This is a genomic window from Streptomyces bullii, from assembly GCF_042657145.1.
In the GTDB taxonomy this organism is placed as follows: domain Bacteria; phylum Actinomycetota; class Actinomycetes; order Streptomycetales; family Streptomycetaceae; genus Streptomyces; species Streptomyces bullii.
Genome location: NZ_JBHSNY010000005.1, coordinates 358,151 through 372,213, shown reverse-complemented (window position 1 = coordinate 372,213; position 14,063 = coordinate 358,151). Strand labels below are relative to the sequence as shown.

General features: G+C 70.1%; 12 protein-coding genes. 5 read left to right on the top strand and 7 right to left on the bottom strand.

All coding sequences use genetic code 11. From position 1 onward, the window contains the following. The first annotated feature begins 216 nt into the window (after window positions 1-216). From ACFPZJ_RS16365 to ACFPZJ_RS16355, 3 genes are all read left to right on the top strand, one after another. Entirely contained in the window at window positions 217-1,542 is a 1,326-nt protein-coding gene (locus ACFPZJ_RS16365) for a PhoH family protein (RefSeq protein ID WP_381021798.1), read from the top strand. Between the two features lie 418 nt (window positions 1,543-1,960). After that, window positions 1,961-2,659, top strand: a complete 699-nt coding sequence (locus tag ACFPZJ_RS16360; protein ID WP_461095477.1) for an aggregation-promoting factor C-terminal-like domain-containing protein — start codon at window positions 1,961-1,963, stop codon at window positions 2,657-2,659. Window positions 2,660-2,795: 136 nt separating this feature from the next. After that, entirely contained in the window at window positions 2,796-4,148 is a 1,353-nt protein-coding gene (locus ACFPZJ_RS16355; protein ID WP_381021796.1) for an AI-2E family transporter, read from the top strand. Between the two features lie 93 nt (window positions 4,149-4,241). Here ACFPZJ_RS16355 and ACFPZJ_RS16350 read toward each other — a convergent pair whose 3' ends face one another. Continuing rightward, a complete protein-coding gene (locus ACFPZJ_RS16350; protein WP_381021795.1) occupies window positions 4,242-4,775 on the bottom strand; it encodes an alkyl hydroperoxide reductase in 534 nt (177 codons plus the stop codon). A 3-nt stretch (window positions 4,776-4,778) separates the two neighbouring features. Then, on the bottom strand, window positions 4,779-5,333 hold the full coding sequence (locus ACFPZJ_RS16345) for a peroxiredoxin (protein WP_381021794.1): 555 nt from the start codon (window positions 5,331-5,333) through the stop codon (window positions 4,779-4,781). A gap of 139 nt (window positions 5,334-5,472) precedes the next feature. On the opposite strand from ACFPZJ_RS16345, the gene ACFPZJ_RS16340 reads away from it, so the two are divergent. After that, on the top strand, window positions 5,473-6,420 hold the full coding sequence (locus ACFPZJ_RS16340) for a LysR substrate-binding domain-containing protein (protein WP_381022138.1): 948 nt from the start codon (window positions 5,473-5,475) through the stop codon (window positions 6,418-6,420). A gap of 6 nt (window positions 6,421-6,426) precedes the next feature. Here the strand turns inward: ACFPZJ_RS16340 and ACFPZJ_RS16335 are convergent, their stop codons facing one another. From ACFPZJ_RS16335 to ACFPZJ_RS16315, 5 genes are all read right to left on the bottom strand, one after another. Continuing rightward, entirely contained in the window at window positions 6,427-8,757 is a 2,331-nt protein-coding gene (locus ACFPZJ_RS16335; RefSeq protein WP_381021793.1) for an ABC transporter permease, read from the bottom strand. Beyond that, entirely contained in the window at window positions 8,754-9,440 is a 687-nt protein-coding gene (locus ACFPZJ_RS16330) for an ABC transporter ATP-binding protein (RefSeq protein WP_381021792.1), read from the bottom strand. The genes ACFPZJ_RS16335 and ACFPZJ_RS16330 overlap by 4 nt, the downstream gene beginning before the upstream one ends. Beyond that, on the bottom strand, window positions 9,437-9,961 hold the full coding sequence (locus tag ACFPZJ_RS16325) for a PadR family transcriptional regulator (RefSeq protein ID WP_381021790.1): 525 nt from the start codon (window positions 9,959-9,961) through the stop codon (window positions 9,437-9,439). The genes ACFPZJ_RS16330 and ACFPZJ_RS16325 overlap by 4 nt, the downstream gene beginning before the upstream one ends. 105 nt (window positions 9,962-10,066) lie before the next feature. Continuing rightward, window positions 10,067-10,324 carry a type II toxin-antitoxin system antitoxin gene (locus tag ACFPZJ_RS16320; protein WP_381021788.1) on the bottom strand — a complete coding sequence of 86 codons (258 nt, stop codon included), beginning with the start codon at window positions 10,322-10,324 and terminating at the stop codon, window positions 10,067-10,069. Further along, on the bottom strand, window positions 10,321-11,256 hold the full coding sequence (locus tag ACFPZJ_RS16315) for an SPFH domain-containing protein (protein ID WP_381021787.1): 936 nt from the start codon (window positions 11,254-11,256) through the stop codon (window positions 10,321-10,323). The genes ACFPZJ_RS16320 and ACFPZJ_RS16315 overlap by 4 nt, the downstream gene beginning before the upstream one ends. A 243-nt stretch (window positions 11,257-11,499) precedes the next feature. Here ACFPZJ_RS16315 and ACFPZJ_RS16310 point away from each other — a divergent pair, with 243 nt between their 5' ends. Then, on the top strand, window positions 11,500-13,833 hold the full coding sequence (locus ACFPZJ_RS16310) for a transglycosylase domain-containing protein (RefSeq protein ID WP_381021786.1): 2,334 nt from the start codon (window positions 11,500-11,502) through the stop codon (window positions 13,831-13,833). Window positions 13,834-14,063 lie beyond the last annotated feature (230 nt).

Below are 14,063 nucleotides of genomic sequence, written 5' to 3'. Positions count from 1 at the left end.
ACGGGTGTCGGATCTCAGCGGACGGCTCGGGGCCGTCCGCCCGGGAGGCCCTTTGCACCAGCCCGACCGTGCGGTGACTGCGCGGAAGACATGGCGGAGGGCCGGTTTTCGGCCCGTGCAACGGGGCCGTCGACCGGCCGGGATTCTTCCCGCCCAGCCCAACCCGGCATTCCACTCCGTCGCTCCCCGACCTCATCCGAGGGGGTACGTCCTTCCGTGGTGACCAGCACAAAGCGCCACAAGCCAGACCGGCGCACCTATGTCCTCGACACCAGCGTCCTGCTGGCCGACCCGAACGCCCCGACCCGCTTCGACGAGCACGAGGTCGTGCTCCCCATCGTCGTGGTGACGGAACTGGAGGCCAAGCGGCACCATCCCGAACTCGGCTACTTCGCCCGGCAGGCCCTGCGCCTGCTGGACGACCTCCGGGTGCGCTACGGCCGTCTGGACGCCCCCATTCCGACCGGGGACCTCGGCGGAACGGTCCGTGTCGAGCTCAACCACTCGGACCCCAGCGTGCTGCCCAGCGGCTACCGCCTGGGGGACAACGACTCCCGCATCCTCGCGGTCGCCCGCAACCTGCAGGCCGAGGGGTTCGACGTCACCGTCGTGTCGAAGGACCTGCCGCTCAGGATCAAGGCGTCCTCCGTCGGACTCCTCGCCGAGGAGTACCGCGCCGAGCTCGCCATCACGGACTCCTCCGGCTGGACCGGGATGTCCGAACTGACCCTGTCCGGCGAACAGGTGGACATCCTCTTCGACGAGGGGCACATCCACGTCCCCGAGGCCGCGGACCTGCCCGTGCACACCGGCCTGACCATCCAGTCCGAGCGCGGCAAGGCGCTCGGGCGGGTGACGCCTGAGGGCAACGTCCGCCTGGTCCGCGGCGACCGCGAGGCGTTCGGCGTCAAGGGCCGCAGCGCCGAGCAGCGCATCGCGCTCGACCTGCTCCTCGACCCCGACGTGGGCATCGTCTCGATGGGCGGCCGGGCCGGCACCGGCAAGTCGGCGCTGGCGCTGTGCGCGGGTCTGGAGGCGGTGCTGGAGCGCCGTCAGCACGAGAAGATCATGGTCTTCCGTCCGCTGTACGCGGTGGGCGGGCAGGAGCTCGGCTATCTGCCCGGCACCGAGGCCGAGAAGATGAGTCCCTGGGCCCAGGCGGTCTTCGACACGCTCTCGGCGGTCACCAGCCGCGAGGTCATCGAGGAGGTCACCGCGCGCGGGATGCTGGAGGTCCTCCCGCTCACCCACATCCGCGGCCGCTCGCTCCACGACGCGTTCGTGATCGTGGACGAGGCCCAGTCGCTGGAGCGAAACGTTCTTCTTACCGTTCTGTCGCGAATCGGCGCGAATTCACGGGTCGTTCTCACCCATGACGTGGCACAAAGGGACAATCTGCGTGTCGGACGGTACGACGGTGTCGTCGCCGTCGTGGAGAAGCTGAAGGGGCATCCGCTGTTCGCGCACGTGACCCTGACGCGGTCCGAGAGGTCCCAGATCGCCGCCCTTGTGACCGAAATGCTCGAAGACGGTCAGATCTGACCGGAGCGCCCTGACCAGGGCCGGTTAAACGACAGTTGGCGCCGTCCGGAAAAGGCGTAGAGCCTAGCCGGGCGGCGTCGTCGCGTCTGCCGGTTTCCTGGAAACACTCGGGACAAACGACGTGTGAGCTTTCACACGCAACGCAGAATTGCCTTGCGGCGTCCGATTGCGGCAGAGTCTCACTCCTGTCAGGCCCCGCATACGACACACCTGTACCCCCAGCGGTACGGAACCCGTGAGAACACAGCCAACTCCATAGCGTCGTCGTATGCCGCCCGAGCACCACGCGGCGCTCCCCTCGCGGGAGTTGCCCACCGGGCCCGCGCCTCCCGTGACCCCGTAGTTGGGGAGGCCAGTGCCAGGGGCACGATTGCGTCCGCCAGGGTCACCGAAGCGGGCGATGCTGGAAGGAAACCGTGTGAGCCGGATTTCGGTCCGGGGATTCGCAGTGGCCTCGGCCACGGCGGTCACCGCTGTCGGAAGCGTCGTCGGCGTTGCCTCGGGCAGCACCGCGCAGAACAACGACGCCGAAGCCACGGCAGCCGGCACCACGCTGCTGGCGGACATTCCCGCGGGGCAGCAGGCCCAGGTGCAGACCGCGTCCCTGACGCAGCAGGCCGACGTACAGGCCATCGCCGCGGACGCGAGCGCGAAGAAGGACGCCGAGGAGGCCGCCCGCAAGGCCGCCGCCGAGACCGCCATCGCGAAGAAGGAGGCCGCCGAGAAGGCGGCCAGGGAAGCCAAGGAGCGCGCCGAGGCCAAGGCCGCGGCCAGCCGTGACGCGGACCGCAGCACCAACGTCGACGTCGCCGTCAAGAGCTCCTACACCATCGCCGAGATCCAGGCGATGGCGCGTCAGATGGTCCCCAGCGGCCAGTTCCAGTGCTTCAGCAACATCGTGGACCACGAGTCCGACTGGAACTACCGGGCCGTCAACCCGTCCTCGGGCGCCTACGGTCTCTTCCAGGCCCTGCCGGGTTCCAAGATGTCGTCCGTCGGCGCGGACTGGCAGACCAACCCCATGACCCAGATCAAGTGGGGCCTGAACTACATGAACGAGCGCTACGGCAGCCCCTGCGACGCGTGGTCGTTCTGGCAGGCCAACAACTGGTACTGAGTCCGCGGGCCCCGGCCCCGCCTCTCAACCCCCGACAGCCCCTCCCCGTCCTACGGAGAGGGGCTGTCGCCCTGTACGGTCGGACGGACGACTCCAGGGGGGAGTGGTGGGGAGAGACGGGGGAAGAGGACGGATCATGTCGCGAGTGCCAGGGTGGCTCGGCCGGCTCGGAGCCGGACTGACCGGGATGAGCGAGCGGTTGAACGAGCGTCGCGCCGCGGTGGAGCGGGAGCGCGCCCGGGCCGAAGCCGAGTCCGAGGCATCGCCGCCGCCCGACGACGACCGGGTGCCGCCGCCCCCCGGCTACGCGCCCGCGGTGTCGGCCCGGCCCGACCCCGCGCAGGCCGTGCCGTGGGGTGTCCGGGTCGCGGCCGAGGCCGGCTGGCGGCTGCTGGTGCTCGCGGGCACGGTCTGGGTCCTGATGCGGATCATCAGCGCCGTACAGCTGCTGGTGCTGGCGTTCGCCGCCGCGCTGCTGATCACCGCGCTGCTCCAGCCGACCGTGGCGCGGCTGCGCCGGTACGGCGTGCCGCGGGGACCGGCCACCTCGCTGACGGCGATCCTCGGGTTCGTCGTGATCGGGCTGATGGGCTGGTTCGTGACCTGGCAGGTCATGGAGAACATCGGCAACCTCTCCGACCAGATCCAGGACGGCATCGACGAGCTGCGCAACTGGCTGCTGAACAGTCCGTTCCACGTCACGGACAAACAGATCAACGAGATCGCCAGGAACCTGCGTGAGGCCGTCGGGGCGAACACGGACGAGATCACCTCGGCGGGGCTGGAGGGCGTCACGGTCGTGGTGGAGGCCCTGGCGGGCATTCTGCTGACGGTCTTCTCGACGCTGTTCCTGCTCTACGACGGCCGGCGCATCTGGGAGTGGACGCTGAAGCTGGTGCCGGCGGCGGCGCGGCCCGGGGTGGCCGGGGCGGGGCCGCGGGCGTGGCGGACCCTGACGGCGTACGTCCGCGGGACGGTGATCGTCGCGCTGATCGACGCGATCTTCATCGGCCTCGGCATCTATTTCCTCGACGTGCCGATGGCCGTGCCGCTGGCGGTGTTCATCTTCCTGTTCTCCTTCATTCCGCTGGTGGGTGCGGTGGCCTCGGGCGCGCTGGCGGTGCTGGTGGCGCTGGTGACGCAGGGGGTGTTCACGGCCGTCATGACGCTGGCGGTGGTGCTGGCCGTGCAGCAGATCGAGGGGCACATCCTGCAGCCGTTCATCCTCGGGCGGGCGGTGCGGGTGCATCCGCTCGCGGTGGTGCTGTCCGTCGCCGCGGGCGGGATGGTGGCCGGAATCGGTGGCGCGGTCGTCGCGGTCCCGTTGGTCGCCGTGACGAACACGGTCGCCGGGTATCTGCGGGCGTACTCGCACGAGGCGGCGGTACGGCACGCGCCGCAACCGCGGGGCGCGACGGCGTCGGACGCCGCGCCGGCGCAGTCCCCCGAGGCGCCGCGGCAGGAGCCGCCGCCCGAGACCGCGGGCTGAGGGATCCCCGCGCGAACCGGACAGCGCGACGGAGCCCGTCCACCTCGTGGGTGGACGGGCTCCGTCCCGTTTGTCGAGCGCTCGCTGGAGGAGTTACTCCGCCAGGACCGCCTCCGCGTCCAGCGTGACGCCGACCGCCTGGATGACCGAGGCGATCTTGAAGGCCTCCTGGACGGTCTCCCGTTCGACGCCGGCCTTGCGGAGCACCTGCTCGTGGGAGTCGAGGCACATGCCGCAGCCGTTGATGGCGGAGACCGCGAAGGACCACAGCTCGAAGTCGACCTTGTCGACACCGGGGTTGCCGATGACGTTCATCCGCAGACCCGCGCGCAGGGTGCCGTACTCGTGGTCCGACAGCAGGTGCCGCGTGCGGTAGAAGACGTTGTTCATCGCCATGACCGCCGCGGCGGACTTCGCGGCCGTGTAGGCCTCCGGCGAGAGGTTCGCCTTCGCCTCCGGCTCCAGCTCGCGCAGGACGATGGGGGAGCGCGAGGCGATCGCCGTCGCCAGGACCGTGCCCCACAGCTGCTGCGCCGGCAGGTCGCTGTTGCCGATGACCGAGCCCAGGTTGAGCTTCAGGTCCTTGGCGTAGTCCGGTATCCGGGACTTCAGGGAGTCGAGGGACATGCCTCACTCACCCGCCAGCAGCTTGACCGGGTCGAGGGTCTCCTCGCCCTTGGTCCAGTTGCAGGGGCACAGCTCGTCGGTCTGCAGGGCGTCCAGGACCCGCAGGACCTCCTTGGGGTTACGGCCGACCGAGCCCGCGGTCACCATCGAGAACTGGATCTCGTTGTTCTGGTCGACGATGAAGACGGCGCGCTTGGCGTAGCCCTCCTCGTCCTCGATGCCCAGCGCCCGCATGAGCTCGTGCTTGGGGTCGGCCATCATCGGGAACGGCAGGTCACGCAGGTCGTCGTGGTCCTTGCGCCAGGCGTGGTGGACGAACTCGGAGTCACCGGAGAAGCCGAGGATCTGGGCGTCGCGGTCGGCGAACTCCTCGTTCAGCTTGCCGAAGGCCGCGATCTCGGTCGGGCACACGAAGGTGAAGTCCTTCGGCCACGCGAAGACGATCTTCCACTTGCCCTCGTAGGTCTTGTGGTTGATCGTCTCGAACTCCTTGCCCTTCTCCAGCGAGACGCAGGCGGTCAGTTCGAACTCGGGGAACTTGTCACCGACAGTGAGCACACGCTCTCCTTGCAGCGAAGAATCACCCGTTGTGCGGGTTTTTCCCATGGGTTGGACGTTGTCGATGTTGGCACAGGGTGCATTGATACGGGAAATAGCTACACTTGGTCGAGTTGATCGGAGGTGGCTATCAGTGACCATGGGGAACGGCAAGCGCCGACAGCCCAGTCTCGCTCAGCTGCGCGCTTTCGCCGCCGTCGCCGAGCATCTGCACTTCCGTGACGCCGCCGCCGCGATCGGCATGAGCCAGCCCGCCCTCTCCGGCGCCGTCTCCGCGCTGGAGGAGACACTCGGTGTCACGCTCCTGGAGCGTACGACCCGCAAGGTGCTGCTCTCACCCGCCGGCGAGCGGCTCGCCGTACGGGCCAAGGCGGTTCTGGAGGAGGTCGGGGCGCTGATGGAGGAGGCGGAGGCGGTCCGGGCGCCCTTCACGGGCGTGCTGCGCCTCGGGGTCATCCCGACCGTCGCGCCGTACCTGCTGCCCACCGTGCTGCGGCTGGTGCACGACCGGTATCCGCACCTCGATCTGCAGGTGCACGAGGAGCAGACCGCCAACCTCATCGACGGGCTCACCAGCGGACGGCTCGACCTGCTGCTGCTCGCCGTGCCGCTCGGCGTGCCCGGCGTGGTCGAACTGCCGCTCTTCGACGAGGACTTCGTGCTCGTCACCCCGCCCGACCACTGGCTCGGCGGGCGGCAGGGGATACCCCGCGAGGCGCTCAAGGAGCTGAACCTGCTGCTGCTGGACGAAGGGCACTGCCTGCGCGACCAGGCGCTCGACATCTGCCGGGAGGCCGGACGCGAGGACGCCCCGGTCACCACGACCGCCGCGGGGCTGTCCACGCTCGTCCAGCTCGTCGCCGGCGGCCTCGGCTGCACCCTGCTGCCACGTACGGCCCTCCCCCTCGAGACGTCCCGCAGCGACCAGTTGCTGACCGGCTACTTCGCCGACCCGGCCCCCACCCGCCGGGTCGCCCTGGCGATGCGGACGGGGGCCGCGCGCGGCGCCGAGTACGAGGAGCTGGCGGCCGCCCTGCGCCAGGCGCTGCGGCCGCTGCCCGTCCGGGTCCTGGACGGCGACGCCTGACGGTTCCTACTCCGTGCGCAGCCCGTCGGGCCGCATCATCCTCAGCAGCGGCGGCAGACTCATCAGCGTTACCACCAGGACGACGCCCGCACCGATGCCGCTCATCGACAGCACGCTCGCCCAGTCGACCCGGACCGAGGTGTCCGTCATCCGCAGCAGCACCGCGCCCAGTGTCATGCCCACCGCCGAGGCCAGCAGCAGCCCCAGGCCGATCGGGATCGCCGTCTGCCAGAGCACCGACAGGCTCAGCGTCCGGCGCCGGGTGCCGAAGGCGACCAGGGACGACAGCAGCTTGCGGCGTTCGCGCAGCTGCTCCAGCTGGGAGACCAGCAGGCTCGCGCCGATCAGCGCCAGAACACAGGCGGCACCGCTGAACAGGCCCGTGCGGATGGACTCGTAGCGCTCGGTGCGCTCGGTGGCCGACCAGGTCATGGGAGAGGACGCCGGGTCGATCCGCGCGGCCGTGTTGCGCACGTGCTCCGGCGCGTCCGCCACGGAGCGGTCGAGGCTCAGGTAGAGCTGTCCGGAGGTGAACGCCCCGAGTGTCCCGGGCATGGCGCCGGCCGTGATCAGGATGCCGCCACGCTTGACCCCGGTGGGGTCCTCGCGGGACCGGGCCTGCCGGATGTCCTGCGGCAGGGTCCAGGAGACCCAGCGCTCGCCGGCCCGGCCGGTGTCCTCCGGGTCGGCCCACAGGGTCTTGCCGGGCTTGGCCACCTTGGCCGTGTCGGTGTCGTACTCCCCGCCCTGGACGGCGAAGACGTCGCCGTCGCGGCAGGACGGCAGCGTGGCGACCTCGCGCAGCGACGCGCAGTCGCCGACGGTGATCTGGGCCATGGCCTCGGGCTCACCGCGCCGGTCACCGAGGTAGCCCTCGGTCAGCGCGGTGACCTTCCGTACACCCTTGGTGTCGCGGAACTTCTCGGCGGTGGAGGCGAGTTCCGCGCCGTCCGGCACGCGCACCTGCATCTGGGCCCGTGAGACGTCGTAACCCGACGCCTTGGTGTAGACGTCGTCCAGCCCGGCGAACAGCATCTGCAGCGCGATCGCCCCGGCCACCGCCACCGCGATGCCGTTGACCATGCGGGCCGCCGTGCCGCTGCTCAACTGCAGCCGCCGCAACGCCAGTTGCCAGGCCACGCCTCCCGAGCCGAGGCGGGCGACGACCGTCTCGACGCCCCACGGCAGCAGCGCGGTGACGCCGACGAGCAGGAGCATGACACCCCCGACGACCAGGTACTGGTTGAACTCCCCGTCCTCGCTGCCCTGCCCGACCATCGGGTAGAGCATCGCCAGCCCGGCCAGCGGCAGCAGCAGCCGCCACCACAGCCGGCGCCGCGCGGGCTTGGCCGTACGGACCACGCCGAGCGGCTCGATGACCACCCCGCGCAGCGCGAGGACGGTCACCAGGACGGCGGCGGCCGGCACGGCGACCGCGACGAGCGCGGCCAGCGCGGGCGAGGGGTTGAGGTAGCTCGGGAACACACTGACCCGGAACACCTCGAAGGAGGCCGCGATCTCACGCCCGATCAGGAAGAAGCCGAGGCCGAGGACGAGTCCGAGCACCGACCCGGCGAGCGCCTCGCCGGCCGCGATCCGCCGCGTCATACGGCTGTCGGAACCGACCAGCCGGAGCGCCGCGAGGCGCCGGTCGCGCCGTTCGCCGCCGAACCGCACGGCGGCGGCGATGAACACCGCGACCGGCATCAGCAGCACCACGAACACGACCAGGATCAGCAGGAGCAGGACCGGGTCCCAGGGGTCGGACGGCGTCAGGTCCGGGTTGCCGAAGCTGTCGATCCGGGCCCCGCTGGTCTCGTCCAGCCGGTCCGCCAGCCCCTTGCCGCCCGCGAAGTAGGCGAGTTCCTGCGAGCCGATCAGGCCCTGCTCGCCGACGGTGCCGGTGATCCGGTAGGGCAGCCGCTCCCGCAGCAGCCTCCCGTCGTCGGAGGCCAGCAGTTCCCGCAGCGCGGGGGAGACGACCATCTCGCCCGGTGCCGGGAACGCCGAGACCCCCGGCGGCAGCGGGGCCCGCGGCCCCTCCGCCTCCAGCATGCGCCCGCGCACGTCCTTGTCGCGGAACATGGTGTCCGAGTCCAGGACGATCAGGGTGTCGTCGGCCTTCGGTATCTCCTGCTGGCTGTAGGTGTGGTCGCTGCGCGCCTCCTCGCGCCGGTGCCGTTCGGCCAGCGCGTTCGGGATGGCGGTGGTGAGCAGCAGCAGCGCCACCCCGAGCCCGACGCCGACGGCCGTCAGCACGGCCCGGATCCAGCCCTCGCGTCCGCCGGCGAAGGCGAACCGGGCCCCCATGGCCAGATCCCTGACCCACCCCCTCATACGACGCGCTCCATGTCCCGGGACCTGCCGTCCCGTACCACGATCTCCCGGTCGGAGTACGCCGCCACCCGCGCCTCGTGCGTGACGAGGACGACGGCGGCGTTGGTGGACCGGGCGGCGTCGGTGAGCAGCTCCATCACGCGCTCGCCGTTGAGCGAGTCGAGCGCCCCGGTCGGTTCGTCGGCGAACAGCACCCGCGGGTTCGTCACCAGGGCCCGGGCCACGGCGACCCGCTGCCCCTGACCGCCGGACACCTCGCCGGGACGCTTCTTGCGCACGTCGTCGACCTCCAGCCGCTCCATCCAGGCGAGGGCGGTCCGCTCGGCCTCCTTGCGGCCGGTGCCGTTCAGCCGCAGCGGCAGGGCGACGTTCTCCACGCACGTCAGCTCCGGCACGAGCTGGCCGAACTGGAACACGAACCCGAACTCGGAGCGCCGGAGCGCACTGCGCTCGGCGTCGCTCATGGCGGACAGCACCCGCCCGGCGTAGGTGATCGTGCCCTCGTCGGGCGTGACGATCCCGGCGAGACAGTGCAGCAAGGTCGACTTGCCCGACCCGGACGGCCCCATCACGGCGACGACCTCGCCGGGGTGGATGGAGAACTCGGCGCCGTCCAGCGCGGTGGTCGGACCGTACGATTTGCGCAGCCCCTCGGCCGCGAGCAGGGAACCGGCGGGGGTCATGAGGTCACCGCCGCACGGAGCTTGTCGAGGCGCGCCGCGGTCAGCTCCAGCCAGCGCAGGTCGGCCTCGAGGTGGAACAGGGCGTGGTCGCAGATGAGCTGGTCGGCCAGGTCGCCCTTGCGCTTGCGGTCGGTGAGGATGCGCATGCTGCGCAGGTGCTCGGAGCGCTGTGTGTCGAGGATGTCGGCGGCGTCGCGGTGGGTGAGCAGGGCGAGGACGACCTTGGTGTACAGGGTCGACTGGAGGTAGGGCTCGGGCTTCTCCGGCGTGGCGAGCCAGCGCTCGACGTCGGTGATGCCGGCCTCGGTGATCGCGTACCGCTTGCGCTCGGGGCCGCCGCCGGGCTCGATGCCCTCGACCTCGACGAGGCCGTTCTTCAGCAGGCGGGACATCGTCGAGTAGACCTGGCCGTAGTGCAGCGGCCGGTCGTGACCGAACTTCTCGTCGAAGGCCCGCTTCAGGTCGTAACCGTGCCGCGGGCCGGACTCCAGGAGTCCCAGGAGAGTGTGACCGATGGACATGGAGGCCACTGTACACACGGTGTATACGCCTGATGTATACACCGAGTGTGCAGGCCGCGGCGCGGGGCACGGACGCCCTGGTGGCGGGCGGTTGTCACGGTTCTGTCACTGGCGCTTGGGCGTTTCGCCGGGGGGCCGGCCGCGGCGCGGCAGCGGGCCCGCGTCACCGGGCAGCCGGCCCGCCTCCGCCAGCGCCCTGCGCAGCAGGAACTCGATCTGCGCGTTGGCCGACCGCAGGTCGTCGGACGCCCACCGGGCCAGCGCCTCGTACACGGCGGGGTCCAGCCGCAGCAGCACCTGCTTGCGCTGCTGCGGCCGACGCCGGGGGGCCGGACCCCCCGAGGACTGCGTGGGGCCCGTCACTGGTAGAGCGTTCCCGTGTTGAGGACCGGCTGCGCGGAGCGGTCGCCGCACAGCACCACCATCAGGTTCGACACCATCGCCGCCTTCCGTTCGCAGTCCAGCTCCACGATGTCCTGCTCGGTGATCCGGGTGAGCGCCATCTCGACCATGCCCACGGCGCCCTCCACGATCTGCCGCCGCGCCGCGACGACCGCTCCGGCCTGCTGCCGCTGGAGCATCGCCGAGGCGATCTCCGGAGCGTACGCGAGGTGGGTGAAACGCGACTCGACGATCTGCACCCCGGCCGCCTCCACGCGCGCGTGCAGCTCCGCGGCGAGCTTCTCGGTGATCTCCTCGGCGTTGCCGCGCAGGGAGAGGCCGTCCTCCTCGTGGGCGTCGTAGGGGTACTCGATGGCGATGTGCCGCACGGCCGCCTCGGTCTGGGTGGAGACGAACTCGATGTAGTCGTCCACCTCGAAGATGGCCTGGGCGGTGTCCTCCACCTTCCACACCACGACCGCGGCGAGCTCTATCGGGTTGCCGTAGGCGTCGTTGACCTTCAGGACCGCGGTCTCGTGGTTGCGGACCCGCGTGGAGATCTTGGTGCGCGAGGTGAGCGGGTTCACCCAGCGCAGACCATCCTGCCGGATCGTCCCCCGGTACCGGCCGAAGAGCTGGACGACGCGGGCCTCGCCCGGCGCCACCATGTTCAGCCCGCACATGGCCAGCACGGCCGCGAGTCCGATCACGATGCCGGGGATGATCAGCGCGGCCTTGGCGCCGCCTCCCGAGACGGCCGTGGCGCTGACGATCAGGGCGGCGCCGATCAGCAGCCCGAGCAGGCCGAGCAGCAGGGCGAACCCACCGCCGATGCTGTGCGCGGGGAACTCCCGCACGCGCGGGGCCGGCATCTCGGGCACGTCGGCCGTGATCTGGGAGTCCTGTGTGGACATGCGTGATCCCCGTTCTCGTCTATCGCTCTTCTAGCTAAGTGATATCACTTTACCGCGTCACGGCAACCCTCCGCCCCCCTCGGGCGTCGGTTCCGGTGGGACAGGTGCTGATTGTCACGTCCGTAAAAGACCGGATCGGCAGTCCTTTGTCATATCTCCCGGTGTTAGCTTTCTGAGCTGACCTGAGCGGCGAACCTGTGTGACGTACGGGCACACATGAGCGAAGCGGAGCGGAACGGACCGATGGGACGAGCGGAAGAGAGACGCGCGCGACAGAGCGCCGGCCGCCGCGCGGCGTCCAGGCGCTCGTCCGGCACGCCGTCGGCCGGCGTCGGGGGAGGCCGCGCCGCGGCCCGCAGGGCGGCCAAGCGCGGTGGCAGGAGCGGCATAGGCCGCCTGTTCACGTGGAAGAAGATCCTCGGCACGTTCTTCGGGCTGTGTCTGCTCGGCATGGGCGCCTTCATCGTGCTGTACATGGTGATCGACATCCCCGAGGGGAACGCCGACGCCAAGCGCCAGAGCAACATCTACAAGTACCGCGACGGCTCGATCATGGCCCGCGACGGCAAGGTCAACCGCGAGGTCGTGGACCTGGCCAAGGTCCCCAAGGACGTCCGGTACAGCTTCGTCGCCGCCGAGAACAAGACCTTCTTCAAGGACGCCGGCGTCGACCTCAAGGGCACGGCCCGCGGTCTGTTCAACACGCTGACCGGCAAGGGCGCACAGGGCGGTTCGACGATCACCCAGCAGTACGTCAAGAACTACTACCTGTCCCAGGAACAGACCGTCACCCGCAAGCTCAAGGAACTGATCATCTCCCTGAAGCTGGACCGGGAGAAGTCCAAGGACTACATCCTCGCCGGCTACATCAACACCAGCTACTACGGCCGCAACGCCTACGGCATCCAGGCCGCCGCCCAGGCCTACTACCGCACCGACGCCGAGGACCTCGACGTCGCGCAGGGCGCCTACCTCGCCGCGCTGCTCCAGGCACCGAGCCAGTACGACTGGGCGGTCGCCTCCGAGACCGGCAAGAAGCTGGTGAAGAACCGCTGGAACTACGTCCTGGACAACATGGTCGAGGAGGGCTGGCTCAGTGCCTCCGAGCGCGCGGACATGAAGTTCCCCGTGCCCGAGCCGCCCAAGGGCGATCCCGGACTGGAGGGCCAGAAGGGTTACCTGGTGGAGGCGGCCAACGCCGCGCTGGAGAGGCAGCTGATCGCCGAGGGCGCCGCCGGGAACACCAAGGAGGCCGAGGCGATGGTCAAGGCCGGCGGCTGGACCGTCACGCTCAACATCGACAAGAAGAAGCAGACGGCGCTGGAGAAGGCCGTCAAGACGCAGCTGACCAGCAAACTCGACCCGAAGAAGCGCAAGGTGGACGGCAGCGTCCAGGCCGGCGCGGTGTCCGTCGACCCGAAGACGGGCGCGGTCGTGGCGATGTACGGCGGCGTGAACTACCTGGAGCACTACACCAACAACGCCACGCGCGACGACTACCAGCCCGCCTCCACCTTCAAGCCGGTGATCCTGGCAGCCGCCCTGGAGGAGAACGCCGAGACCCAGGACGGCGAGCCGATCACGGCGGACACCATCTACGACGGCACGAGCAAGCGGCCGGTCGTGGACAACGGCGAGAAGGTCGGGTTCGCCCCCGAGAACGAGGACGACGAAAACTACGGCGAGATCACCGTCCAGACGGCGATGAACAAGTCCGTCAACTCCGTCTTCGCGCAGATGGGCGTCGACGTCGGCATGACCGAAGTGGTGGACGTCGCCGGCAAGCTCGGCATGGAGACCGAGGGCATGCAGGCGGTGCCCGCCCAGACGCTGGGCTCCATGGGCGCGAGCCCGCTGGAGATGGCCGGCGTCTACGCGACCCTCGACAACCACGGCGAGAAGGTCACCCCGACCATCGTCAAGTCGGCGGAGCACCTGCACCGCAAGGTCACCATGCCCGACCCGATCGGCGACCAGGTCATCAGCAGGGAGGCCGCCGACACGGTGACCTCGGTGCTCACCGGCGTGGTCGACGACGGTACGGCCCAGGCCTCGGTGCGGAACAACCCGCTGCGCGACGGCCAGCAGGTCGCGGGCAAGACCGGTACCTCCGACAACAACAAGTCGGCGTGGTTCACCGGCTACACGCCCGAGCTGGTCACCTCGGTCGGCCTGTTCGGCGAGGACCCCAAGACGTACGCGCAGGTCCCGATGTACAAGGCGGTCGGCGAGGACCGCATCAACGGCGGTGGCTTCCCGGCGCAGATCTGGGCGGCCTACACCTTCGGCGTGATGGACGAGGTCACCAAGTTCGACCTGGACACCCGGCAGGGCGCGGCCGTGAAGCCGACGCGGACGCCGACCGCCACCCAGCAGCCGACGAGCGAGCCCCCGACCGAGGAACCGACCTCGGAGGCCCCGACCTCCTCACCACCGCCGTCGCAGACCCCGTCGCAGACCCCGACGAGCCCGCCGCCGTCCCAGGCGCCGACGACCCGTCCGCCGACGACGCCGTCGGCACCGCCGCCCACCTTCGGCATCCCGGAGAACACGGCGGACCCGGAGGCCGATCAGTAGCCGACGGCCAGGGCGCCCGGTGAACACCGGGCGCCCTGGCGCGCGGTACGGCGAGGAAAGTCCAAACGGAACAATGTGTCCCGGACGGGGGAACAGATCAAGGTGTTCACCTGATGTTCACCCAAATGTCGCCAGGACGGGCCGGGTACAGAGCACCGGCTTAGGGTTGGCCCATGTTTCAGCCCCATTCCGAGTGCCGTGTCCGGCACGCGCACGAAAGGTGGCACGAA

What these genes read in the sequence shown, in the direction of transcription:
- ACFPZJ_RS16355 (WP_381021796.1), top strand. Translation starts at nt 2,796, where the DNA reads ATGTCGCGAGTGCCAGGGTGGCTCGGCCGGCTCGGAGCCGGACTGACC.
- ACFPZJ_RS16350 (WP_381021795.1), bottom strand. Translation starts at nt 4,775, where the DNA reads ATGTCCCTCGACTCCCTGAAGTCCCGGATACCGGACTACGCCAAGGAC.
- ACFPZJ_RS16340 (WP_381022138.1), top strand. Translation starts at nt 5,473, where the DNA reads ATGGGGAACGGCAAGCGCCGACAGCCCAGTCTCGCTCAGCTGCGCGCT.
- ACFPZJ_RS16335 (WP_381021793.1), bottom strand. Translation starts at nt 8,757, where the DNA reads ATGAGGGGGTGGGTCAGGGATCTGGCCATGGGGGCCCGGTTCGCCTTC.
- ACFPZJ_RS16330 (WP_381021792.1), bottom strand. Translation starts at nt 9,440, where the DNA reads ATGACCCCCGCCGGTTCCCTGCTCGCGGCCGAGGGGCTGCGCAAATCG.
- ACFPZJ_RS16325 (WP_381021790.1), bottom strand. Translation starts at nt 9,961, where the DNA reads ATGTCCATCGGTCACACTCTCCTGGGACTCCTGGAGTCCGGCCCGCGG.
- ACFPZJ_RS16315 (WP_381021787.1), bottom strand. Translation starts at nt 11,256, where the DNA reads ATGTCCACACAGGACTCCCAGATCACGGCCGACGTGCCCGAGATGCCG.
- ACFPZJ_RS16310 (WP_381021786.1), top strand. Translation starts at nt 11,500, where the DNA reads ATGGGACGAGCGGAAGAGAGACGCGCGCGACAGAGCGCCGGCCGCCGC.